The 21,681-nt window shown below is 70.0% G+C and carries 25 protein-coding genes; 17 read left to right on the top strand and 8 right to left on the bottom strand.

Translation table 11 applies throughout. The annotated features are described in order from the left end of the window. Positions 1-2: 2 nt before the first annotated feature. The 4 genes from ACFT32_RS20490 to rpmB all read right to left on the bottom strand — a co-directional run bounded on the left by ACFT32_RS20490 (position 3) and on the right by rpmB (position 1,855). Entirely contained in the window at positions 3-548 is a 546-nt protein-coding gene (locus ACFT32_RS20490) for a DUF4232 domain-containing protein (RefSeq protein WP_382491045.1), read from the bottom strand. 105 nt (positions 549-653) lie between these two features. Continuing rightward, positions 654-1,181, bottom strand: coding sequence for a hypothetical protein (locus tag ACFT32_RS20485; RefSeq protein WP_382491041.1), 528 nt, complete (start codon positions 1,179-1,181; stop codon positions 654-656). A gap of 132 nt (positions 1,182-1,313) precedes the next feature. Beyond that, entirely contained in the window at positions 1,314-1,619 is a 306-nt protein-coding gene (rpsN, locus tag ACFT32_RS20480) for a 30S ribosomal protein S14 (RefSeq protein WP_382491038.1), read from the bottom strand. After that, positions 1,619-1,855 carry a 50S ribosomal protein L28 gene (rpmB, locus tag ACFT32_RS20475; RefSeq protein ID WP_382491035.1) on the bottom strand — a complete coding sequence of 79 codons (237 nt, stop codon included), beginning with the start codon at positions 1,853-1,855 and terminating at the stop codon, positions 1,619-1,621. The genes rpsN and rpmB overlap by 1 nt, the downstream gene beginning before the upstream one ends. Positions 1,856-1,918: 63 nt before the next feature. Between rpmB and rpmG the strand changes: the two genes are divergently transcribed. From rpmG to ACFT32_RS20450, 5 genes are all read left to right on the top strand, one after another. Continuing rightward, positions 1,919-2,083, top strand: coding sequence for a 50S ribosomal protein L33 (gene rpmG / locus ACFT32_RS20470; protein ID WP_184594658.1), 165 nt, complete (start codon positions 1,919-1,921; stop codon positions 2,081-2,083). Positions 2,084-2,085: 2 nt separating this feature from the next. Further along, positions 2,086-2,343, top strand: a complete 258-nt coding sequence (locus ACFT32_RS20465; protein WP_382491032.1) for a type B 50S ribosomal protein L31 — start codon at positions 2,086-2,088, stop codon at positions 2,341-2,343. 4 nt (positions 2,344-2,347) lie between these two features. Then, positions 2,348-3,553: a CobW family GTP-binding protein gene (locus ACFT32_RS20460; RefSeq protein ID WP_382491029.1), complete on the top strand. Its 1,206-nt coding sequence runs from the start codon at positions 2,348-2,350 to the stop codon at positions 3,551-3,553. Positions 3,554-3,559: 6 nt separating this feature from the next. Beyond that, on the top strand, positions 3,560-3,796 hold the full coding sequence (gene rpsR / locus ACFT32_RS20455) for a 30S ribosomal protein S18 (protein ID WP_382491027.1): 237 nt from the start codon (positions 3,560-3,562) through the stop codon (positions 3,794-3,796). 589 nt (positions 3,797-4,385) lie between these two features. After that, complete coding sequence (locus ACFT32_RS20450; protein WP_229873094.1) at positions 4,386-4,604, top strand: DUF397 domain-containing protein; 219 nt, start codon at positions 4,386-4,388, stop codon at positions 4,602-4,604. Between the two features lie 93 nt (positions 4,605-4,697). On the opposite strand, the gene ACFT32_RS20445 is transcribed toward ACFT32_RS20450, so the two are convergent. Continuing rightward, positions 4,698-5,201, bottom strand: coding sequence for an ATP-binding protein (locus tag ACFT32_RS20445; protein WP_382491025.1), 504 nt, complete (start codon positions 5,199-5,201; stop codon positions 4,698-4,700). A 343-nt stretch (positions 5,202-5,544) separates the two neighbouring features. Between ACFT32_RS20445 and ACFT32_RS20440 the strand changes: the two genes are divergently transcribed. From ACFT32_RS20440 to ACFT32_RS20420, 5 genes are all read left to right on the top strand, one after another. Further along, positions 5,545-6,369: a helix-turn-helix transcriptional regulator gene (locus tag ACFT32_RS20440; RefSeq protein ID WP_189725931.1), complete on the top strand. Its 825-nt coding sequence runs from the start codon at positions 5,545-5,547 to the stop codon at positions 6,367-6,369. A 95-nt stretch (positions 6,370-6,464) separates the two neighbouring features. Continuing rightward, positions 6,465-7,928, top strand: coding sequence for an aldehyde dehydrogenase family protein (locus ACFT32_RS20435; RefSeq protein ID WP_382491022.1), 1,464 nt, complete (start codon positions 6,465-6,467; stop codon positions 7,926-7,928). Positions 7,929-8,184: 256 nt separating this feature from the next. After that, positions 8,185-8,634, top strand: coding sequence for a nitroreductase family deazaflavin-dependent oxidoreductase (locus ACFT32_RS20430; RefSeq protein ID WP_215119876.1), 450 nt, complete (start codon positions 8,185-8,187; stop codon positions 8,632-8,634). A gap of 181 nt (positions 8,635-8,815) precedes the next feature. Further along, the gene (locus ACFT32_RS20425; RefSeq protein WP_382491019.1) at positions 8,816-10,426 is read left to right on the top strand and encodes an FAD-binding oxidoreductase; all 1,611 of its coding nucleotides are present in this window, start codon (positions 8,816-8,818) and stop codon (positions 10,424-10,426) included. 26 nt (positions 10,427-10,452) lie between these two features. Continuing rightward, on the top strand, positions 10,453-11,307 hold the full coding sequence (locus ACFT32_RS20420; RefSeq protein WP_382491017.1) for an aldo/keto reductase: 855 nt from the start codon (positions 10,453-10,455) through the stop codon (positions 11,305-11,307). Positions 11,308-12,061: 754 nt separating this feature from the next. Here the strand turns inward: ACFT32_RS20420 and rfbA are convergent. Further along, positions 12,062-12,937: a glucose-1-phosphate thymidylyltransferase RfbA gene (rfbA, locus tag ACFT32_RS20415; RefSeq protein ID WP_382491015.1), complete on the bottom strand. Its 876-nt coding sequence runs from the start codon at positions 12,935-12,937 to the stop codon at positions 12,062-12,064. Positions 12,938-13,187: 250 nt separating this feature from the next. Between rfbA and ACFT32_RS20410 the strand changes: the two genes are divergently transcribed. Then, the gene (locus tag ACFT32_RS20410) at positions 13,188-13,442 is read left to right on the top strand and encodes an acyl carrier protein (RefSeq protein ID WP_382491012.1); all 255 of its coding nucleotides are present in this window, start codon (positions 13,188-13,190) and stop codon (positions 13,440-13,442) included. A gap of 272 nt (positions 13,443-13,714) precedes the next feature. After that, positions 13,715-14,485 carry an AfsR/SARP family transcriptional regulator gene (locus ACFT32_RS20405; RefSeq protein ID WP_184594679.1) on the top strand — a complete coding sequence of 257 codons (771 nt, stop codon included), beginning with the start codon at positions 13,715-13,717 and terminating at the stop codon, positions 14,483-14,485. 58 nt (positions 14,486-14,543) lie between these two features. Here the strand turns inward: ACFT32_RS20405 and ACFT32_RS20400 are convergent, their stop codons facing one another. Then, positions 14,544-15,401 (bottom strand): class I SAM-dependent methyltransferase, encoded by an 858-nt coding sequence (locus ACFT32_RS20400; RefSeq protein WP_382491009.1) that lies wholly within the window; start codon positions 15,399-15,401, stop codon positions 14,544-14,546. Positions 15,402-15,588: 187 nt separating this feature from the next. Between ACFT32_RS20400 and ACFT32_RS20395 the strand changes: the two genes are divergently transcribed. The 5 genes from ACFT32_RS20395 (at position 15,589) to rdmE (ending at position 20,511) form a co-directional block, all read left to right on the top strand. After that, positions 15,589-16,026, top strand: coding sequence for an ester cyclase (locus ACFT32_RS20395; protein WP_261681994.1), 438 nt, complete (start codon positions 15,589-15,591; stop codon positions 16,024-16,026). Between the two features lie 70 nt (positions 16,027-16,096). Beyond that, the gene (locus tag ACFT32_RS20390) at positions 16,097-17,203 is read left to right on the top strand and encodes a methyltransferase (RefSeq protein WP_382491005.1); all 1,107 of its coding nucleotides are present in this window, start codon (positions 16,097-16,099) and stop codon (positions 17,201-17,203) included. Positions 17,204-17,207: 4 nt separating this feature from the next. Then, positions 17,208-18,104 carry an alpha/beta fold hydrolase gene (locus ACFT32_RS20385; RefSeq protein WP_382491002.1) on the top strand — a complete coding sequence of 299 codons (897 nt, stop codon included), beginning with the start codon at positions 17,208-17,210 and terminating at the stop codon, positions 18,102-18,104. Next, entirely contained in the window at positions 18,101-18,850 is a 750-nt protein-coding gene (locus ACFT32_RS20380; protein WP_382492693.1) for a class I SAM-dependent methyltransferase, read from the top strand. Before ACFT32_RS20385 ends, ACFT32_RS20380 begins: the two co-directional genes overlap by 4 nt. Positions 18,851-18,915: 65 nt before the next feature. Further along, positions 18,916-20,511, top strand: a complete 1,596-nt coding sequence (gene rdmE, locus ACFT32_RS20375; RefSeq protein WP_382491000.1) for an aklavinone 12-hydroxylase RdmE — start codon at positions 18,916-18,918, stop codon at positions 20,509-20,511. A gap of 110 nt (positions 20,512-20,621) precedes the next feature. On the opposite strand, the gene ACFT32_RS20370 is transcribed toward rdmE, so the two are convergent. Beyond that, complete coding sequence (locus ACFT32_RS20370) at positions 20,622-21,644, bottom strand: Gfo/Idh/MocA family protein (protein ID WP_382490997.1); 1,023 nt, start codon at positions 21,642-21,644, stop codon at positions 20,622-20,624. Between the last annotated feature and the right edge of the window lie 37 nt (positions 21,645-21,681).

The following is a 21,681-nucleotide window of genomic DNA, read 5'->3' as shown; positions in this document are numbered from 1 at the left end:
CGTCAGTCGCCGGCCGCCTGGAAGGCGCTCACCGAGGCGTCGGGCTCGCCCGCGTCGCCCTTCAGGGCGACCGGGCCGTACGACCACTTCACGTCGTGCGTGGCGGTCGCGCCGGGCAGGCCGAAGGACACCTTCCGTACGGGGAGACTCCGGGGGCCGCTCGCCTCACCCCGGACGTAGGTGATCGTGAAGGAGGCGGTGCCGTCCTTGGCCAGGGTGAGCGACTCGGCCTTCGCCGCCTGGGCCGCCTTGTCGGCGGGGACGGAGGCCGTGCTGTCCGCGGCCACGAGGTCGACGGCGGGGAAGCCCTTCAGCGCGCACCGCGCGCCCTGGTTGGTGAGGGTGACGGTGACGTTGCCGGTGTCCCCGGCGGCCGGGGCGGCGCCGGCCCCGACCTGCACGCCCATGTCGCCGATCGCGCAGGCCGAAGTGGTCGGCCGGTCCGCGTTCTTGACGTCATCGGTGCCGGCCCCGTCGTCGTCGCAGGCGGTCAGCAGGAGCGTCCCGGCGAGGGCGGCGGCCAGGGCGAGGGGAGGAAGGGTGCGCATGGGGACCTCTGGTGCGTGATGGCGGTGAGCGGTTCCGATGGAGGGATCATCTCGGACGGACGGACCGTCACGCACCCGGGCAGGCCGCCCGCCGGAGTCGCACTCCTACCCGAGGCCCGCCGTGGGCAGCCCGGTCGGCAGCTTGCCGCCCTCGGTCCTGGTGTAGGTCTCGGCGCCGAGGCCGCCCTCCCAGGTGACCTTCAGGCTGGTCTTGTTCACGGAGTCGACCATGCCGGTCGTCCGGTCCTTGCTGCCGTCCGTGCACTTCAGGCGGACCATCCGCATCCCGGACTCCTCGCCGGCGGTGCCGCTGCACACGCTCCCGCCGGTGGCGAAGAGCGCGGCCTGCTTGCCGGTGATCACCAGGGCCACGGCCTTGCCGCCGGTCGTCGCGAGCCAGCTGCCCGCCAGCGTGTCGGATCCGGAGCCGGAGCCGGAGCCGTCCGAGCCGCCGTCCGCGCCGTCGGACGCGGAGGCGGAGGCCGAGGGGGACGGCGCCGGGCCGGACGCGGAGTCGTCCCCGGAGTCGCCGTCACCGCTGCACGCGGACAGGGCGAGCACACCGGCCAGCCCCGCGGCCGCCGCCGCGACCCGCAGCCGCCGACGCGCTCCCGTGCGACGCGAGAAGATCACCGAAGTCACTGCAAGCCCCCAAGCTGTAGCCGCCGGCGGGCCCGGACCGGGCCCGCCGGCCCTTGCCGGAACGATCGCAGCAAGCTACCAGGGCCGGTCAAGAGGCCTCGGGGGCGCGTCCCCCGGGGCCCTTCACCAGGAGGACTTCCGCACCCCCGGCAGATACCCCGCGTGCGCCTGCTCCCGCAGACTCACCCGGGACAGCCCGAACGCCCTGAAGTAGCCGCGCGGGCGCCCGTCCACCTGGTCGCGGTTGCGGACCCGTGTGGCGCTCGCGTCGCGCGGCTGCCTGCGCAGCTCCGCCTGCGCGGCGAGGCGCTCCGTCTCCGTCGACGACGGCCGCCGGATGATCTCCTTCAGCTCGGCGCGCCGGGCGGCGTGGCGCGCGACGACCTCCTGCCGCTTGTCGTTCTTCGCGATCTTGCTCTTCTTCGCCATCAGACCTTCACTCCCCGGGCGCGGATCCGGGCGACGGCCGCCTCGACTCCGATCGTGTCGACGGTCTTGACCGCCCTGGCGCTCAGCCGGAGGCGGACGTACCGGCCCTCGCCCGGCAGCCAGTAGCGCTTGGACTGGATGTTCGGGTCGAACCGGCGGGACGTGCGCCGGTGGGAGTGCGAGATGCGGTTGCCGAAGCCGGGCCGGGCGCCGGTCAGCATGCAGTGCGCGGACATGTGGTGACGTACCTCTCTGACTCAGGAGATGTAAATGGAATTCATTTTCAGTAGTGTAGCGGCATGGCACGCAACGAACTCCGGCCGGTCATCAAGCTCCGGTCCACCGCCGGAACCGGCTACACCTACGTGACCCGCAAGAACCGCCGCAACGACCCGGACCGCATGACCCTGCGCAAGTTCGATCCGGTCGCCGGCCGCCACGTCGACTTCCGAGAGGAGCGCTGACCATGCGCGAGGGACTCCACCCGGAGTACGGCCCGGTCGTCTTCCGCGACCGCGCCGCGAACTACGCCTTCCTCACCCGCTCGACCCTCTCGGCCGGAGCGGGCGAGAAGACGATCGAGTGGGAGGACGGCAACACCTACCCGGTCGTCGACGTCGAGATCTCCGACGCCAGCCACCCCTTCTACACCGGCACCGCCCGCGTCCTGGACACGGCGGGGCGCGTGGAGCGCTTCGAGCGCCGGTACGGAAAGAAGGGCTGACCCGGTGACTGCCCCCTCTGGTCCCTCCGATCTCTCCGTCGTGATCGTCGGCGGGCTGCACGCCGACGCCCGCCGGGCCGCCGTGGCCCGGCTGCTCGCCGACGTGCCCGGCAGCGTCGCCCTCCACCACGACCTCGCCACGGCCGCGGCCGGCACGGTCGTACGGACCGTCCGGGACGTCACCGGCCTCCTCGACGCGGGGGAGGCGCCGCTGGTCAACGACTGTGCCTGCTGCGCCCTGCGCGAGGACCTGGTCCCGGAACTGGAGCGGCTCGCCGACGCCGGGCGGACGCCGCTGGCCGTCGTCGAGCTGTGGGACTCCGTCGAGCCCAAGGCGATGGCCGAGGTCGTCACGGCCGGCGGCCTCACCGTCACCGGCGTGCTCACCGCCGTCGACCCGGCCCTGGTCCTGCCGTACCTCGGCAACGGCGACGACCTGGCCGACGGCGGTCTCGCAGCCGCCGCCACCGACCAGCGCACGGTCGCCGACACCTTCGCGCGCCAGCTGGAGTACGCCCCCGTCCTCGCGATCGCCGAGTCTCCCGAGGCCGACGACGAGGACCGCGAGCTGCTCGCGCAGCTGCATCCGACGGCCCGCCAGGTCCCGATCGGCCGGGGCGAGCCGCCGGCCGGCGACGGCCTGACGGTGCCGGCCCCGCGACGGCGCCCGGTGACACCGCTGGCCGAGGCGGCCCTGGCCGGTTTCGACGTGGAGGCCGCGGCGGCCGCCCAGCACCCGGCCTGCGCCCTGCTGCCCGCCGAGGCCGACGCGCACGGCGTCTCCACCCTGGTGTGGAGCATGCGCCGCCCCTTCCACCCCGAGCGGCTCTACGCCGCCCTGGAGGACCTGACCTGTGCGGCGGCCCGCAGCCGGGGCCGGTTCTGGCTCGCCGACAAGCCCGACACGCTGTACCACTGGGACGCGGCGGGCGGGGCCCTGTGCGTGGAGAGCGCGGGGCCCTGGCTGGCCTCCCTGCCGGACGCGGCCTGGGAGATGGTCCCGCCGGTGCGCCGCGCCGCCGCCGCGCTGGACTGGCACCCCGAGCACGGCGACCGCGGCCAGCACCTCGTCTTCACCTCGCCCGGCCTCGACCGGGACGGCCTGGAGCGACTGCTGGAGTCCTGCCTGCTGACCGATGCCGAGTACGCCGCCGGGCGGGACGCCTGGCAGCGGCTGCCGCACGCCTTCGACACCCTCCTGGAGGTCTGATCCCCGATGCCCCGCAAGTCCGACCGCAAGCTCCCCGCCAAGAACCGTCCCAATCCGCTGGACCAGGCAGGGATCACGTACATCGACTACAAGGACACCGACCTGCTGCGGAAGTTCATCTCCGACCGCGGCAAGATCCGCAGCCGCCGGGTCACGCGGGTGTCGTCGCAGCAGCAGCGGCAGCTGGCCAAGGCGATCAAGAACGCGCGCGAGATGGCGCTGCTGCCGTACGCCTCCCGCTGAGAGGACCCGGGTGAGGTTCCCCACGCTTGACGCGTGGGGGACCTCATGCCTGCGTTCCGGACCTCCATCAGGTGCACGCCGGGCGGACCGTCAGGGCCGGGTGGCCGACCGCCCGTCCGCCGATGGTGCGAGCCGGGCACCGGCCCGCAGGACGACGTCCCGGTCCTGCGAGCGGCCCATTTCTCCCTGGCCTCGCGGGTCGCGGTCGTCTTCCGCATGGAGCCCGGCCCGCCCCGCCCGGTCCCTGGCCCGCGCGCCGCCAGCTCCCTCTTCTCGTTCGCGGGCCCCGCCGGGCCCCTCGTTCCCGCCGCAGAGTGGATGCTCCGCCTCCACCGGACCTCCGCCGAACCCGCCGACTTCCCCGTCTGCCTCCGGGAACGCGTGAGAAGGCAGCGCCGTCAAACAGAAGGACTCGGTAAAGCGGTCGTCAAAGCTGTAACCGCAGGACCACCCCGCGTGCACGTGCATCTGCTCATGCATCCGCACATGAACAGGGCTATGATCCGGGTCAGTTGACCACTGCATCAATGGCCACATAAGCCAGTGCACCACCGGGGAGCGACCTGTGGACCACGACGTGTACAACGGGATGGCGGCCGCCGGGCTGAACGGTGTGGCCTGGCAGAAGAGCCGGCACAGCAACTCGCAGGGTTCGTGCGTGGAGTTCGCCCGGCTCCCGGGCGGGGACGTGGCCGTACGCAACTCGCGCTTCCCCGACGGGCCCGCGCTGGTCTACACCCGTGCGGAGATCGAGGCGATGCTGCTGGGTGTGAAGGACGGCGAGTTCGACCACCTGGTGGGTGGCTGACGAGTCGACAGACCCCTTACAAACTGGGGGTAATCGGAAATCAACGCGCTGTGACGCGCGTAGAACCGCGGCGCCAGGAAGCGCCGCGGTTTCTCATTCGGCGCCGGATCGCGGCAGCCGGAACAGCGCCCAGACCACCTTGCCGCTGAGCGCGCCCGCCAGCGGGTGCCAGCCCCAGCTGTCGCTGAACGAGTCGACGAGGAACAGCCCGCGGCCCGACTCGGCCGAGAAGTCGTCGGTCTCCCGCGCGACGGGACTGTCGTGACTGGGATCGCGCACCGCGCACACCAGTCGCTCGGTCCAGCGCATCAGATGCAGCCGCACCGGAGGCTCCCGGCCCGCGGCACACGCGGTGTTGGCCGGCAGGCCGTGCCGCAGGGCGTTGGTGACGAGCTCCGAGACCACCAGACAGACGTCGTCGAAGCGGTCGCCCATTTCCCACTGGTCGAGGGTCACGCGGGTGAAGCGCCGTGCGTCGCGCACCGCTTCGTAGCGGGCGGGCAGAGCGCAGGAGGCGGCGTCGGACACGGCCGCTGGATCAAGCGGCGGAAGGCCCTGCCGTAACGGCTCGAGCATGGTTGATCCATTCGTCCCCATGCGAGGCACTCCCGGGAATTCGCGGTCGGTGCGATGCGGCGGTGGTGCGGGACCATGGTTTCGGATGCGTTCAGCAGATGCAAGGGCAGATGCACGTGCACGTGACCGGAATGAGCCGTCCCGTACCGCTTGTTGGTCAATTTTTCCGTCATCTTCGCGTCTCTCTCCGGCCGTTCGCATGCCTCCTTCTTGCATTCGCGCGCGAGCGTTCTCCGATGCGATTCCGTTTCCGTAACCGGACGAGTACTGCTCGGAGTGTTTTAGTGGCAGACTTCGGGCCCTGAAGACGTTGGGGAGGCTGGCGAACGTGAGCGCGGGAGAGCCGGGATCGGTGGTGCGGCGCATGCTGCTCGGATCACAACTCAGGCGTCTGCGTGAGGCGCGGGGCATCACGCGCGAGGCGGCGGGCTACTCGATCCGCGCCTCCGAGTCGAAGATCAGCCGGATGGAGCTGGGCCGGGTGAGCTTCAAGACCAGGGACGTCGAGGACCTGCTCACGCTGTACGGCATCACGGACGAGCAGGAGCGCGCCTCCCTGCTGTCCCTGGCCAAGGAGGCCAATGTCGCCGGCTGGTGGCACAGCTACTCGGACGTGCTGCCCAGCTGGTTCCCGACCTACGTCGGACTGGAGGGCGCCGCCTCGCTGATCCGGGCGTACGAGGTGCAGTTCGTGCACGGCCTGCTGCAGACCGAGGCGTACGCCCACGCGGTGGTCCGGCGGGGCATGCAGGGCGCGAGCGAGGCCGACGTCGAACGGCGGGTGGCGCTGCGACTGGAGCGGCAGAAGTACCTCGTCGACGAGCGGGCTCCCGACTTCCACATCATCCTGGACGAGGCCGCCCTGCGCCGTCCGTACGGCGACCGCGAGGTGATGCGCGGTCAGCTCCAGCACCTCATCGAGATCTCCGAGCGGCCCAATGTACGGCTCCAGGTCATGCCGTTCAGCCTCGGCGGCCACTCCGGCGAAAGTGGCGCGTTCACGATCCTCAGCTTCCCGGAGTCCGACCTCTCGGACGTCGTCTATCTGGAGCAGCTCACCAGCGCGCTGTACCTCGACAAGGCCGAGGACGTCGCCCAGTACGAGAAGGCGCTCAAGGAACTCCAGAGCGACAGCCCGGGCCCCTCGGAGAGCCGGGATCTTCTCCGAGGACTCCTTCAACTCTCCTGAAGGCCTCCTCCAACTCTCCTGAAACAGAAGTACGATGACGTGTGATCAGATCGTGAAGGCGCGATCAGAGGTCTGCTTAGGGATCGAGGGATCACATGTCGTCGTCCTACTTCACCGACCTTGCACAGCAGTACATCGACGGTGAATGGCGCCCGGGTACCGGCTCCTGGGACATCATCGACTTCAACCCGTACGACGACGAGAAGCTCGCGTCGATCACCATAGCCACGGCCGACGAGGTCGATCAGGCGTACCAGGCCGCGGCCCGTGCCCAGAAGCAGTGGGCGGCGACCAATCCGTACGCCCGCCGCGCCGTCTTCGAGAAGGCCCTGCGGCTGATCGAGGAGCGCGAGGCGGAGATCTCCGAGGCCATCATCGCCGAGCTCGGCGGCACCCGGCTGAAGGCCGCCTTCGAGCTGCACCTCGCCAAGGAGTTCCTGCGCGAGGCGGTCCATCTGGCGCTGCGCCCCGAGGGCCGGATCATCCCCTCGCCGGTGGACGGCAAGGAGAACCGCGTCTACCGCGTGCCGGTCGGCGTCGTGGGCGTGATCAGCCCCTTCAACTTCCCCTTCCTGCTGTCGCTGAAGTCCGTCGCCCCGGCGCTCGCGCTCGGCAACGCCGTTGTGCTGAAGCCGCACCAGAACACGCCGGTCGTCGGCGGCTCCCTGGTCGCGAAGATCTTCGAGGACGCGGGGCTGCCCGCCGGTCTGCTGAACGTCGTCATCACCGACATCGCGGAGATAGGCGACGCCTTCATCGAGCACCCGGTCCCCAAGGTCATCTCCTTCACCGGGTCCGACGCGGTCGGCCGGCACGTGGCCACCGTCTGCGCCCGGCTGTTCAAGCGCTCGGTCCTCGAACTGGGCGGCAACAGCGCGCTGGTGGTCCTCGACGACGCCGACATCGACTACGCGGTGGACGCGGCCGTCTTCAGCCGGTACGTCCATCAGGGCCAGGTCTGCATGGCCGCCAACCGTGTCCTGGTCGACCGGTCGGTCGCGGACGAGTTCACCGAGAAGTTCGTCGCCAAGGTGAAGACCCTGAAGGCGGGCGACCCGCGCGACCCGGAGACCGTCATCGGCCCGGTCATCAACTCCTCGCAGGCGGACGCCGTCTCCGGCGTGGTCGAGCAGGCCCTCGCCGAGGGCGCCACGGCCCTGGTGCGCGGCGGGCGGACCGACAACCTCGTCGAGCCGTCGGTGCTGACGGACGTCCCCGCCGACTCGGCGCTGCTCCGGCAGGAGGTCTTCGGCCCGGTCGCGTTCCTCGTCCCGTTCGACGGCGAGGAGGAGGCCGTACGCCTCGTCAACGACACGCCGTACGGCCTGAGCGGTGCCGTCCACACCGGGAACATCGAGCGGGGCGTCGCGTTCGCCAAGCAGATCGACACGGGCATGTTCCATGTGAACGACGGCACCGTCCACGACGAGCCCATCGTCCCCTTCGGTGGCGAGAAGCACTCGGGCATCGGCCGGCTCAACGGCGAGACGATGCTGGACTCCTTCACCACGACCAAGTGGATCTCGGTGCAGCACGGCCGCAGCGGGTTCCCCTTCTAGAGCACTTCCGCAGGTCACGGAAGAGCGTCTCGAGACTCACTCGAGACGCGGTCGACGGCAGGTGGCCGATGTCCGGATTTCGTTGCGTGAGGCGGGTCCGGCCCAGCATGCTCTTACCGCGTCCGTCGGGGCTGCCAAAAGCAGTCGTACAGCGCAACTCCCCCTTGAACCAAGTGGTTTGAGGGGAAGTGCCAGGTGATACTCAAATTGGAGTATCCGGTGATACGTTGTGCCCACCGACGGACGGAGTGAGTGCATGCACGAACAGGACGAGGTCCTCGACAGCCCGACCGGCTGGGTCGCCACGCATGTGCGTCGATACGTGGCCAGCGAGGGTTCGAAGGGCCACATCTGGTACGGAAAGCCGACGCTGCTGCTGACCACACGGGGCCGCAGCTCCGGGGCGCTGCGGCGGACCGGACTGATCTACGGGGAGGATCAGGGCAACTACGTCGTCGTCGGGTCCAACGGCGGATCCGACCATCATCCTCACTGGTACCTCAACCTGCTGGCGGAGCCGCGGGTGCGAGTGCAGGTGGCCGCGGACACGTTCGAGGCGGTCGCCAGGGAGGCGGAAGAGGGGGAACGGGATCGCCTGTGGGAGGCGATGACCGTGATTTTTCCGCAGTACAAGAGCTACCGGAAGAAGACCGACCGGAAGATCCCCGTCATCGTGCTGGAGCCACAGGAGCCCGCACAGGATTGACGGGAGTCCGACGCCTCCGGTGAGGAGGCGGCTACGGCGATGCTCGGGGGAGTGCGCGTCGGTCGAGGGCCCGGTCGAACCGGGTCCCGCGCGCGGACGGCAGGGGGCCGTGCCGTGAGGGGGGACGCGTCATCGCGCCGTTCCACCCACTCGTTTCTCATCGAAGGGTTGGGTGTGTGTCATGGGCGGATTCAGTCGCCGCGGATTTCTGAGAACCACAGGGGCGGGTGCCGCGGCGGTCGCCACCACGGGGGCCGTCGCGGCACCGGCCGAGGCAGCACGGGCCAGGGCCAACGTGTGCGTGCCGGAGTCGCCGGTCACCACGGTCGCCGCCGCCGATCCCCGGTACGGCGAACTGGTCGCCAGGGGATTCAACGCCCGCTTCGTCGGGTCGCCGGACCTCGTGCACGTGGTCCACACGCCGAAGCAGATCGACCAGGTCGTCACGGACGCCGTGGCGGCCGGGAAGCGGATCGCGGTCCGCAGCGGCGGGCACTGCTTCGAGAACTTCGCCGACCACCGCGACGTCCGTGTGCTCATCGACACCTCGCCCATGCGCGCGGTCTACTTCGACAAGGAGCACCGGGCGTTCGCCGTGCAGCCCGCCGCCACCCTGGGCGAGGTCTACCGCACGCTGTTCTACGACTGGGGCGTGACCCTGCCCGCCGGGGTCTGCCCCCAGGTCGGTGCCGGCGGGCATGTCGCCGGCGGCGGATACGGGCCGCTGACCCGTCGCGACGGCACCGTCGTCGACCATCTCTACGGCGTCGAGGTCGTGGTGGTGGACGCCTCCGGCAAGGCCCGCACCCTCACCGCCACCCGTGAGCGGGACGATCCCCACCACGATCTCTGGTGGGCGCACACCGGGGGCGGCGGCGGTAACTTCGGCATCGTCACCCGCTATCTGTTCCGTACGCCCGGGGCCTCGGGCGACGACCCCTCGGGCCTGCTGCCCAAGCCGCCCACCCGGCTCCGCTCCACCTATGTGACCTGGTCGTGGGCCGATCTCGACCTGGCCAAGTTCACCAAGCTCGTCACCAACTTCAGCCGGTGGTACGAGCAGAACCACGCCGACGCCCGGTACGGCAGCCTCTACAGCACCCTGCACCTCAACACGCACGCGATCGGCTCCATCTCTCTGGACATCCGCTTCGACGGCGGCCGCGCCGACGCCGCCGAACTGATCGAGCGGTACGTCACCGCCGTCAACGCGGGGACCGGGCTGGAGCCGACCGTCGAGCACACCGAGGACCTCTGGCTCCAGGCCACCCTCGGGGCACGCTTCGACACCGGCGGATACGACCGGCACAAGTCGAAGAGCGCCTACCTCAGGCGGACCTGGACGCCCGAGCGCATCAAGACCGTCCACAAGCACCTGACCGACCCCGCGTTCGAGGGCTGGGGCGCCGTCGACCTCTACTCGTACGGAGGGAAGGTCAACACCGTGGCGCCCGGTGCCACCGCGGTGCCCCAGCGGGACTCGATCCTCAAGGCGTGGTTCTCCGCCACCTGGATGGATCCGGCCCTCGACGACGTGCACCTGAACTGGATCCGCGAGCTGTACCGGGACGTGTTCCGCGACACCGGCGGCGTCCCCGTGCCGAACGACGAGCACGACGGCTGCTACATCAACTATCCCGACACCGACCTGGCCGATCCGCGCTGGAACACCTCCAACGTGCCCTGGCACACCCTCTACTACAAGGACGGATACCGCCGCCTCCAGAAGGTCAAGGCGAAGTACGACCCCCGAGGCGTCTTCCAGCACCCGCTCTCCGTCCGGCTTCCCTGATCCCCGGCTGAAAGGAAACCGTCACCGTGCGACCCGGCCGAGCCGTCGGTACACACATCACCCTGGGAGGCGACCTCACCGTGGGCCGGCTCGGCTTCGGGGCGCTCCGGCTCACGGGCTCCCATCACTGGGGCCCGCCCGCCCGGCCGGACAAGGCCGCCGAGGTGGCACGGTGCGCGGTGGAGCTCGGCGCGACGTTCATCGACACCGCCGACGTCTACGGGCTCGGTGCCAACGAGGAACTGCTCGCGTCGGCGCTCCACCCCTATGCGCCGGGCCTGGTCGTCTCCACCAAGGCGGGCGAGGTCCGGCCCAGCCCTCACCAGTGGCGGGTGCTGGGCCGACCCGACTACCTCCGCCAACAAGCGGAGTTGAGCCTGCGCCGACTACGCCTTGAGCGCATCGAGCTCTTCCAGCTGCACCGGGTCGATCCCCAGGTGCCGCTGGAGGACCAGGTCGGGGCGCTGAAGCAGCTCCAGGACGAGGGGAAGATCCGCCACATCGGGCTCTCCGAGGTGACGGTGGAGCAGATCGAGCAGGCCCGGGGCGTGGCACGCGTCGTGAGCGTGCAGAACAAGTACAACCTCTACGACCGGCGTTACGAGAAGGAACTGGACCACTGCGAGCGGGAGGGCATCGCCTTCATCGCCTGGAAGCCGCTCGCCGGTACGGCCCGGCCGGCCCCGGACAGTGCGCTCGCCCGGGTGGCCGCGCAGACGGGTGCGACGACGACGCAGGTGGCACTCGCCTGGCTGCTGCACCGCTCACCGGCCCTGCTCCCCATCCCGGGTACGGCCTCCCTCTCCCACCTGCGATCCAACATGGCATCGGCGGACATCACCCTCGACGCCGAGCAGCTGACCCTGCTCGACGAGGGGTGAGAAGCCGGGGGATGGGGTGCCGGGGGATCGGTGGGTCGGGGAATGGCCCGACTGGGCCGCGAGCGGTCCGGGGGACCGGCGGTCGGGGGAGCGAGCCGGCCGGGGAACGGGCGGCCCGGCGAACGCGCGGTCTTGGCAACGGACGGTCCGGGGCCGGGCGGTCTTCGGGGTGGGTCGGTTGGGGCGCGAGTTGGTCGGGGGGACCGGCGGTTCGGGGAACGGATCGGCTGGGGCGCGAGCTGGTCGGGGGACCGGCGGTCCGGAGATCGGGCGTCCGGAACGGGCGGTCTTGGGGACGGGTCGGTTGGGGCGCGAGCTGGTCGGGGGACCGGCGGTTCGGGAAACGGGCGGTCTTCGGGACGGGTCGGTGGGGGAGCGAACTGGCCGGGGACGGCAGTCCGGCGAACGGGTCGGTGGGGGAGCGAGTCGGCCGGGGAACCGGCGGTTCGGGGAACGGATCGGTTGGGGCGCGAGTTGGTCGGGGGACCGGCGGTCCGGAGAGAGGGCGTCCGGAACGGGCGGTTTTGGGGACGGGTGGGTTGGGGAGCGAGTTGGTCGGGGGACCGGCGGTCCGGAGCGGGCGGTCGGGGGAACGCGCCGGCCCGGGAACGGATGCCCCCGGGAACGCGCCGGCCGGGGAACGGATGCCCCCGGGAACGCGCCGGCCGGGGAACGGATGCCCCGGGGAGCGAGCGGGTCGGAGGCCACCGCCCCCGGCCCGCCCTTCGCCCCCGGGGCTGTCGGCCCGGGGCGGTCAGACGTTCAGTTCGCTTGCCACCGCCATCACGTACTCGCCGTACCCCGACCGGGACAGTTTCGCCCCGAGTCGGTGGCAGGCGTCGGCGTCGATGAAGCCCATGCGGAGGGCGACTTCCTCCAGGCAGGCGATCCGTACGCCCTGCCGGTCCTCCAGGGTCTGGACGTACTGGCCGGCCTGGAGCAGCGACTGCGGAGTGCCGGCGTCGAGCCAGGCGAATCCGCGGCCGAACGTGACGAGTTTCGCCCGGCCCTGTTCCAGATAGATCCGGTTGACATCGGTGATTTCCAGTTCGCCGCGTGCCGACGGGCGTATTCCGCGAGCGATCTCCACGACGTCGTTGTCGTAGAGATAGAGCCCGGTGATGGCGAGATTTGATCGGGGCTTTTCCGGCTTCTCCTCCAGGGAGACGAGCCGGCCTGATTCGTCGACCTCGCCCACGCCGTAGCGCTCGGGGTCGGTGACCGGATATCCGAAGAGGACACAGCCGTCGATGTCCCGGGAGTGCACGTCCAGGAGATCGTAGAAACCGTTTCCGTGGAAGATGTTGTCACCGAGGACGAGGGCGACCGAGTCGTCCCCGATGTGGTCGGCCCCGGTGAGGAAGGCCTGCGCGAGTCCGTTGGGAACGGGCTGTTCAGCGTAGGTGAGGGAGATCCCCAGGTGGCTGCCGTCGCCCAGCAGTTGGCGCAGCTGAGGGATGTCGCCGGGCAGGGCGATGATGAGGATGTCCCGGACGTCGGCCAGCATCAGTGCCGACAGAGGGTAGTAGATCAACGGCTTGTCGTTGACGGGAAGCAACTGCTTCGAAACAGCCAGGGTGATCGGGTGTAAACGGCTGCCATAGCCGCCTGCCAGCACAATTCCTTTCACTGGCTCCTCCTTAGTCTGGGCATTCTCTGCGACAGTAGGCCGGAAGTCTCCCGACCGACAACAATCGCCCCGCCGATATCGACTGCGATACGAGGTGAGGGCGCCGTGGTCACCTTCTGTTCAAGTCCGCTCGATCGGTTCTCGAGTCTGTTCCTTCTGAATCTGCATAGGGTGAACTTCGTGGCCGTTGTTGATCCTGACGGTCTCGAAGGAGCGAGAGGTATCGACCGCAAGGGGAGGAAGAACTGTCGTGGCGGCACTGACGAGCGAGAAACTCTTTGCCATCCTGCGTGAGTGTGCGGGGGAAGAGGAGTCTGTAACCAGCGCGGTAAACGCAGTTGACATGGAATTCACAGACCTCGGGTACGACTCGCTGGCCCTCCTGGAGACCGCGGCCCGGGTCTCGCGCGAGTACGACGTGGAGATCCCCGAAGAGGATCTTTCCGAAGTGACGACCCCTGCCGGGTTTCTGTCCGTGGTCAACACCCTGTTGAAGGTGGCTTGATTCGTTCGGCGGCACCCGAGGAACCCGGGCCGACTGTTGATTGCGCAACCTGTTTTGTTGCTCTCGCAACGAAAATCCTGGCGCTGACAGCGCTTTCCTTTCTGGCGAAATTCCGTTCTCCCTGTGGGGAACTTGTGAACCGCCGGAGGCGTTGACGGTCGATAGACCAGTAGCTTTTCTGCGATCTATGGGGGAACGTCGTGAAGCTAGGAGTTTTAGGCCCACTTTCCGTGCAGGTCGAGGGCGATCTGCACACTCCGAGCGCACCGAAGATGAGAAGCGTTCTGGCCACATTGCTGGTGCACGCCGACCAGGTGGTACCCGTGTCGTCACTGATACGCGAACTCTGGGACGAGGAGCCTCCGGTCAGCTGCCTGACCACGCTGCAGACCTACATCCTCAACCTGCGCAAGTTGCTGGCGTCCGCGACGGGAATGACCGCCCGTCAGGTCGCCTCCGAGATCCTCGTGACCCGGTCCGGTGGCTACCTCTTCCGCACCACCCAGGGGGATCTGGACGTCCACCGGTTCCACCAGCTCGTGTCCGACGGACGCCGGGCGCTGTCGTCGGGGGACGACAGCACCGCGCTGTCCACCCTCTCCAGCGCGCTGCAGCTGTGGCGCGGACCCGCGCTCGTGGACGTCGTCGCCGGCCGGATCCTCGAAGGGCGGCGCCAGCAGTTCGAGGAGTCCCGGCTGGTCGTCCTGGAGTATCTCGTCGACACCCAGCTGCGGCTCGGCATGTACCGCGAGGTGCTCACCGAGCTCGCGGCCCTGACGGCCGACAACCCGTACCACGAGGGCCTGCACGCCCAGTACATGCGGGCCCTCTACCTCAACGGCCGACGGGCGCAGGCGCTGGAGCTCTTCCAGCGCCTGCGGGTCAACCTGGTCAACCATCTCGGCCTCGAACCCGGTCCGATGGCCCAGGAACTGCACCGTTCCATCCTCAACGCGGAGTCGATCGACGCGCAGGGCAACCTCCGCAGGCCCACCGGGGACATCGTGCGGATGTCGTCCTCCGGCGCGGTGCGCGTCTACTGACGCCACGTGGAGCCCTGTCCGAGGGGGGACCGGGCTCCACGTGCTCCGCGGCGGGCGCTCAGTTCGCGATCGACGCGCTGACGAACCGGACCGGGGTGGGCAGATGCAGCGGGCCCTCGCCCCGCAGCCGGTCCAGCTCGGTGGTCAGACGGTGGCGCAGCTGCCGGTTCTCGTACTCCGGGAGGTGCTGCCACAGCAACCGCATTCCCTGTGTGTGGGACCAGTCGACCCACGTTTCGCCGTCCGGCGCGCGCAGATCGATGTGCTCGTCGGCGATCTCCACGTCCTCGAATCCGGCGCGGACCATCGCCTCGGTCAGGTCTCCGGTGTCCTGAAGCCAGCTGTTGAACCGTCGCTTCAGCGCGTCCGGCCGCCAGTCGGCCGGCAGATTGCGCAGCAGGCGCTCGGGGATCAGTTCCGTGAACACGGGCGGCAGGAAGGGGAAGGTGTCCTCCGTGAAGACCGGGCTGGTGAAGGCGATCCGGCCACCCGGCCGCAGCAGGGCCGCGTACCGGGGGAGCGCGGCCGGCGCGTCGGGCAGGAAGATCAGGCTGTAGCTGCCGGTCACCACGTCGAAGGAGGCGGGCGGAAAGTCCGGGTGCTCGCCGTCCATGACCCGGACCTCCACCTGCCGGGCGCCGAGCGTGCCGGCCTGCCGGCGGGCCTCCTCGACCATGGCCGGCGCGATGTCGATACCGAGCACATGGCCGGACGGGCCCACCTTCTCCGCCGCCACGAACAGGGAAGCGCCCCGCCCGCATCCCACATCGAGAACACGCTGCCCCGGCTGCGGATCGGCCCTTTCCACCAGTCGCCGGCCCATCGGTGTGAAGAACTCGACGCCCAACTGGTCATAAGTCGCCGCGGCATTGTTGAACGCCTCGGTGACCGTCGATTTGTACTTCGTCTTGTCCATGGGTCCTCCGGGTGACGAAAGCCGACCCGACCACCCTGGCCCGTCCCTCTGAAATGTGGGTCGGAAGGCGCTCGGCGGCCGCTCGAAACCGGCTTGTCAACGGGTCGAGCCGGTGCGGAAAAGGATTGTTGCGAAGAGGCGCGGAAGTCAGGATGAACTCATCGACGACCGACAAGGAGTGCCGACCGTGAGCGATCGCATCGACATTGTTCGCCGTATGGTGAACAGCTACAACACCGGAAAGACGGACGACGTCGCCGAGTTCATCCACGAGGAGTACCTCAATCCCGGCGCCCTGGAACACATGCCGGAACTGCGCGGTCCCGAGGCGTTCGCACTCGCGGTGAAGTGGTTGAAGCTCACTTTCTCCGAGGACGCCCATCTGGAGGAGATCGGTTACGAGGAGAATGGCAGCTGGGTGCGGGCGAAACTCGCCCTGTACGGACGTCAGGTGGGCGAACTCGTAGGAATGCCCGCCACCGGGCGCAAGTTCTCCGGCGAACAGATTCACCTCATCCGGATCGTCGACGGAAAGATCCGCGACCACCGCGACTGGCCCGACTATCTCGGCACCTACCGCCAGCTCGGCGAGCCCTGGCCCACCGAGGAGGGCTGGCGCCCCTGAGGGGTCCTTTGAAAGGACCCCTGAGCAGCGCCTTCGTTCCGGCACACCGACGCCCAAGGGAAGGAACACGGTGAGCTCTTCCGCACCCGGGGAACCCCTGGAACCGACCGACCAGGACCTCGACGTACTCCTGAAGAACCTCGGCAACCTGGTGACCCCGATGGCCCTGAGGGTCGCCGCGACGCTCCGCCTGGTCGATCACCTCCTGGCCGGAGCAGACACCCTCGCCGGCCTCGCCGACCGTACGGGCACCCACCCCCAGGCGCTCTCCCGCCTGGTCAGGCACCTGACCGTCGTCGGCGTCCTGGAGGGCGGAGAGAAACCGGACCAGCCGCTGCGCCCCACCCGGCTCGGGATGCTCCTCGCCGACGGCCACCCGGCCCAGCAGCGGGCCTGGATGGACCTCAACGGGGCCGTCTCCCACGCCGACCTGGCCTTCACCGGGCTCCTCGACGTGGTCCGCACCGGCCGCCCCGCCTACGCCGGGCGGTACGGGCGGCCCTTCTGGGAGGACCTCTCGGCGGACGTGGCGCTGGCCGACTCATTCGACGCGCTCATGTCCTGCGACGAGGACCTGGCCTACGAGGCCCCGGCCGAGGCGTACGACTGGCAGGCGGTCCGGCACGTCCTCGACGTGGGCGGCGGCAACGGCGGCATGCTCGCGGCGATCGCCCTGCGGGCCCCGCACCTGAGGGGCACCCTGGTCGAACTCGCGGGTCCCGCCGAGCGCGCCCGGCGCAGGATGGCGGACGCCGGCCTGGCCGACCGGGTCACGGTGGCGGAGGGCGACTTCTTCAAGCCGCTGCCCGTCACCGCCGACGTCGTCCTGCTGTCGTTCGTCCTGCTCAACTGGTCCGACGAGGACGCGCTGACGATCCTGCGCGGATGCGTCAGGGCGCTGGAACCGGGCGGGAAGCTCCTGGTCCTCGACCGTGCCGATGTCGAGGGCGATGGCGCCGACCGGTTCTTCAGCACGCTGCTCGACCTGCGGATGCTGACGTTCATGGGGGGACGGGTGCGCACCCGGGACGAGGTCGTGGCCCTGGCCGCATCGGCCGGTCTCGCCCTGGCCTCGGAGCGCACGAGCGGCTCCACGACCCTCCCGTTCGACTTCTCGATCCTCGAGTTCACGGCCGTGTCCGAGGAAGCGGCCCCGGCCCTCCCAGCACAGGAGTAGACACATGTCCGAACGCATCGTGCCGAGCGGGGACGTCGAGCTGTGGAGCGACGACTTCGGTGACCCGGCCGACCCGGCGCTGCTGCTCGTCATGGGCGGCAACCTCTCCGCCCTCGGCTGGCCCGACGAGTTCGCCCGGCGGCTCGCCGACGGCGGCCTCCACGTCATCCGCTACGACCACCGCGACACCGGCCGCTCCACCACCCGCGACTTCGCCGAGCACCCCTACGGCTTCGGCGAACTGGCCGCCGACGCGGTCGCCGTCCTCGACGGCTGGGGCGTCGACCGGGCCCATGTGGTCGGCCTGTCGATGGGGGCGACCATCACCCAGGTCATCGCGCTCGACCACCACGACCGGCTGAGCAGCCTGACCATGATGCTCGGCGGCGGGCTCGACATCGACTTCGACGCCAACATCGAGCGCGTGATGCGCGGCGAACCCACGCTGGACGGCCTGCCCGGGCCCCAGCAGCCGTTCCTGGACGCGCTCGCCCTGATGAACCAGCCGGCCGAGGGACGGGCCGCCGAGGTGGCCAAGCGCGTGAGCAAGTGGCGCATCCTCTCCGGCACGGGCGTGCCGTTCGACGACGCCGAGTACGCGCGGTGGGAGGAACGGGCGATCGACCACGCGGGCGGCGCCCTCGCCGAGCCGTACGCGCACTACTCGCTGACCCTGCCGCCGCCGGCCCGGGCCGCCGAGCTGCGCGACGTCACCGTGCCGACCCTGGTCATCCAGGCCGAGCACGACCCGATCGCCCCCGCTCCGCACGGCAAGCACCTCGCCGGGCTCATCCCCACCGCCCGCCTCGAGGAGATCCCGGGCATGGGGCACGCCCTGCCCTCCTCGGTCCACGGGCCGCTCGCCGAGGTCATCCTCGCCCACGCCCGCTCGGCGGTCTGACCGTGGCGGACGAGCAGCGCGCGGGAGAGACGATGTACGGGGCGGACCTCGCCCGGGTCTACGACCTGGTGCACCGGGAGCGGGGCAAGGACTACCGGGCCGAGACCGAGGCGGTCGCCGCCGCGGTCCGGCGGAGCAGGCCGGGCGCCGGGCGGCTGCTCGACGTCGCGTGCGGCACCGGAGGCCATCTGCGGCACTTCGCCGACCTCTTCGCCCATGTCGAGGGAGTGGAGCTGTCGGAGCCGATGGCCGAGGAGGCACGGGCCGCGCTGCCCGGGGTGACCGTGCACGCGGCCGACATGCGCGACTTCCGCCTCGGCACCACCTTCGATGTCGTGACCTGCATGTTCGGTTCCGTCGGCTATATGACGTCGGTCGCCGAACTCGGCCAGGCCCTGAAGATGTTCGCCCGGCATCTGGAGCCGGGCGGGGTGGCCGTGATCGACCCGTGGTGGTTCTACGAGACGTTCTCCGACGGCCATGTCTCCGCCGACATCGTGACCGTCGACGGCGTCACCGTCTCCCGGGTCTCGCACTCCGCCCGCCGGGGCCGCACCTCGCACATGGACGTGCACTTCGTGGTCGCCGAACCCGGCGCCGGCGCCCAGCACTTCGTCGACACCCACATCATCTCCCTGTTCAGCCGCGCCGAGTACGAACAGGCCTTCCGTGAGGCCGGCTTCGCGGTCGAGTACCTGCCCGAGGCGCCGTCGGGCCGCGGCCTGTTCGTCGGCGTCCGGGCGTGAACCGGCCGACCCCCGAGGACCCGAGAGAACGACGTGAACGACGCGAACGACGAGAGAGGAGCAACATGAACGACCACGAGGTCGATGTTCTGGTGGTGGGTGCGGGCCTCGGCGGCCTGTCGACGGCGATGTTCCTCGCCCGGCAGGGCGTCCGCGTGCTCGTGGTGGAGCGCCGGGCGGGCCTCTCGCCCTATCCGCGGGCCGCCGGGCAGAACCCGCGGACCATGGAGCTGCTGCGCATCGGAGGCGTCGCGGACGAGGTGGTCCGGGCCGACGACATCCGCGGCACCCAGGGCGACTTCGTCATCCGGCTCGCCCAGAGCGTGCGGGGCGAGATCCTGCGGACCGTCTCGGAGAGCTTCGACGACATGGTGGCGGCCACCGAGCCGTGCACGCCGGCCGGCTGGGCGATGCTGTCCCAGGACAAGCTGGAGCCGATCCTGCTCGCGCAGGCGAAGAAGCACGGCGGATCCATCCGCTTCGACACCCGGCTGCTTTCGTTCCGCCAGGACGAGGATGGGGTGACGGCCCGGCTGGCGGGGCCGGACGGCGAGTACGACCTGCGCGCCGGGTACCTCGTGGGCGCCGACGGCAACCGCAGCCTGGTGCGGGAGTCCCTGGGCATCGGGCGGTACGGGCACGGCACGCTGACCCACATGGTCGGGGTCATCTTCGACGCGGACCTCTCCGGGATCATGGAGCCGGGCACGACCGGCTGGTACTACCTCCACCACCCGGAGTTCAAGGGCACGTTCGGGCCCACGGACCGGCCCGACCGGCACACCCTCTTCGTCGAGTACGACCCCGACAAGGGCGAGCGCCCCGAGGACTTCACACCGGAGCGCTGCGTCGAACTCATCGGCCTCGCCCTGGACGCCCCCGAGGTGAAGCCCGAGCTCGTCGACATCCAGGGCTGGGAGATGGCGGCCCGGATCGCCGAACGCTGGCGCGAGGGGCGGGTCTTCCTGGTCGGTGACGCTGCGAAGGTCACCCCGCCGACCGGGGGCATGAGCGGCAACGCGGCCGTCGCCGACGGGTTCGACCTGGCCTGGAAGCTGGCGGCGGTGCTGCAGGGGCAGGCCGGGACGGGACTCCTCGGAACGTACGAGGACGAGCGCAAGGTCGCCGCGGAGCTGGTCGTGGCCGAGGCGCTGGCGATCTACGCACAGCGGATGGCGCCGCACATGGCGGATGTGTGGGACAAGTCGGTGGGGTACCCGGAGACGCTGCTCGGGTTCCGCTACCGGTCCTCGGCGGTGCTGGCCACGGACGACGACCCGGCGCGGGTGGAGAACCCGATGACGCCGAGCGGGCGTCCCGGCTTCCGTGGGCCGCATGTGCTGGTGTCGCGGCACGGGGAGCGGCTCTCGACGGTCGACCTGTTCGGCGATGGGTGGACCCTGCTGGCCGGCGAGCTGGGGTCGGACTGGGTCGCGGCGGCGGAGGCGGTCTCGGTGGAACTGGGGGTGCCGGTGCGGGCGTACCGGGTCGGGGCCGGCCTGACGGACTCCGAGAACGTGGTGTCCGAGCGTTATGGCATCGGGAAGGCGGGGGCGAGTCTGGTGCGGCCGGACGGGATTGTGGCTTGGCGTACGGATGAGGCGGCGGTTGATGCGGGGCAGACGCTTGAGGGGGTTCTGCGCCGGGTTCTTGACCGCTGACGGAATGGCTTCGCGCCCCGCCGGAGGAATTGGCGGGGCGCGGTGTCGTTGGCGGGTGCGGGGCGGTGGGGGTTGTTCGCGCAGTTCCCCGCGCCCCTGAGAGAAGGGCGTCAGCTCAAGCCCGTGGCCGGGTTCGCCTTGGGGTCGCCGATGAGTTTGGCCGCTCGGCGGACTCGGTCGAGGAGCAGGGCCTGGCGTTGGATCGCCGAGGTGTCGGCCAAGGGGCCGGTCTTCGTGAGGGCCGCTCGGACGAAGGCGTCCATCGCGTTGAAGACCTGGTTGTCCTCGGGCAGCGACCGTTCCGTCACCACGTCCTGCTGCTCGATCCTGACCACCGGCTTGAGCTGCTCGGGGGGCGTGAAGGCGCGCCGGACGCTCACCCGGCCCCGGTTGCCCCACAGCGCGTAGGTCGACCGGTAGGAGTGCTCGAAGCCGAAGTCCAGCTGGGCCGTCACCCCCCGGTCGTCGCTCAGCAGCACACTGCCCGCCACATCGGCCCCGGTGGCCTCGTCGACGCGCAGACACGCCCCGAGGACATCGAGTTCCCCGGTGAGGTACAGCTGGGCCGCCCGCAGGGGGTAGACCCCGACGTCGAGCAGCGCGCCTCCGCCCAGGGCCGGCTGGTACCGGAACGAGTCCGGCGCCAGCGGCGGCACCGCGAACGAGCCCGAGAACAGCCGCAGTTCCCCCACGGACTCGTCGAGCATCGCGCGTACCGCCGCGTGCTGGGAATGGTGCAGGAACATGAAGTTCTCGGCGAGCACGAGTCCGAGTTCCGAAGCGGTCGACATCAGCTCGAGGGTTTTCTCGTACGTGTCCGACATCGGCTTCTCGACCAGTACATGCTTTCCCGAACGCAAAGCCCGCAGCGCCCACTCGTGATGCATGCCGGGCGGCAGCGGAATATAGACGGCGTCAAGGTCGTCCCGCTCGACGAGTGCCGCGTAATCCCCCACGCCACCGCAGCCGAAAGCGGCCCCCACACGCTCGGCCCTGCCCTTGTCCCGGCTGGCCACCGCGACGAGGTCGACGTGGTCATGCGCGGCGAGCACGGGCATGATCCGGCGAATCGCGATGTTCGCCGTGCCGATCACGCCCATTCGGAGCGCCCGTTGCTGACGGTGCTCTGGCATAGGGATCCTCATCACCTTGCGGGAGTCCAGTGGGTTC

This window comes from Streptomyces sp. NPDC057002, from assembly GCF_042673825.1.
Classification (GTDB): domain Bacteria; phylum Actinomycetota; class Actinomycetes; order Streptomycetales; family Streptomycetaceae; genus Streptomyces.
The sequence above is the reverse complement of the archived record's forward strand: the minus strand, read 5'-3'. Positions and strand labels throughout refer to the sequence as shown.

Excerpts from the sequence above, each read along its gene's own strand:
- ACFT32_RS20490 (WP_382491045.1), bottom strand. The coding sequence starts at position 548 with ATGCGCACCCTTCCTCCCCTCGCCCTGGCCGCCGCCCTCGCCGGGACG.
- rpsN (WP_382491038.1), bottom strand. The coding sequence starts at position 1,619 with ATGGCGAAGAAGAGCAAGATCGCGAAGAACGACAAGCGGCAGGAGGTC.
- rpmB (WP_382491035.1), bottom strand. The coding sequence starts at position 1,855 with ATGTCCGCGCACTGCATGCTGACCGGCGCCCGGCCCGGCTTCGGCAAC.
- rpmG (WP_184594658.1), top strand. The coding sequence starts at position 1,919 with ATGGCACGCAACGAACTCCGGCCGGTCATCAAGCTCCGGTCCACCGCC.
- ACFT32_RS20465 (WP_382491032.1), top strand. The coding sequence starts at position 2,086 with ATGCGCGAGGGACTCCACCCGGAGTACGGCCCGGTCGTCTTCCGCGAC.
- rpsR (WP_382491027.1), top strand. The coding sequence starts at position 3,560 with ATGCCCCGCAAGTCCGACCGCAAGCTCCCCGCCAAGAACCGTCCCAAT.
- ACFT32_RS20450 (WP_229873094.1), top strand. The coding sequence starts at position 4,386 with ATGGCGGCCGCCGGGCTGAACGGTGTGGCCTGGCAGAAGAGCCGGCAC.
- ACFT32_RS20445 (WP_382491025.1), bottom strand. The coding sequence starts at position 5,201 with ATGGGGACGAATGGATCAACCATGCTCGAGCCGTTACGGCAGGGCCTT.
- ACFT32_RS20440 (WP_189725931.1), top strand. The coding sequence starts at position 5,545 with ATGCTGCTCGGATCACAACTCAGGCGTCTGCGTGAGGCGCGGGGCATC.
- ACFT32_RS20435 (WP_382491022.1), top strand. The coding sequence starts at position 6,465 with ATGTCGTCGTCCTACTTCACCGACCTTGCACAGCAGTACATCGACGGT.
- ACFT32_RS20430 (WP_215119876.1), top strand. The coding sequence starts at position 8,185 with ATGCACGAACAGGACGAGGTCCTCGACAGCCCGACCGGCTGGGTCGCC.
- ACFT32_RS20425 (WP_382491019.1), top strand. The coding sequence starts at position 8,816 with ATGGGCGGATTCAGTCGCCGCGGATTTCTGAGAACCACAGGGGCGGGT.
- ACFT32_RS20405 (WP_184594679.1), top strand. The coding sequence starts at position 13,715 with ATGAGAAGCGTTCTGGCCACATTGCTGGTGCACGCCGACCAGGTGGTA.
- ACFT32_RS20400 (WP_382491009.1), bottom strand. The coding sequence starts at position 15,401 with ATGGACAAGACGAAGTACAAATCGACGGTCACCGAGGCGTTCAACAAT.
- ACFT32_RS20385 (WP_382491002.1), top strand. The coding sequence starts at position 17,208 with ATGTCCGAACGCATCGTGCCGAGCGGGGACGTCGAGCTGTGGAGCGAC.
- rdmE (WP_382491000.1), top strand. The coding sequence starts at position 18,916 with ATGAACGACCACGAGGTCGATGTTCTGGTGGTGGGTGCGGGCCTCGGC.
- ACFT32_RS20370 (WP_382490997.1), bottom strand. The coding sequence starts at position 21,644 with ATGCCAGAGCACCGTCAGCAACGGGCGCTCCGAATGGGCGTGATCGGC.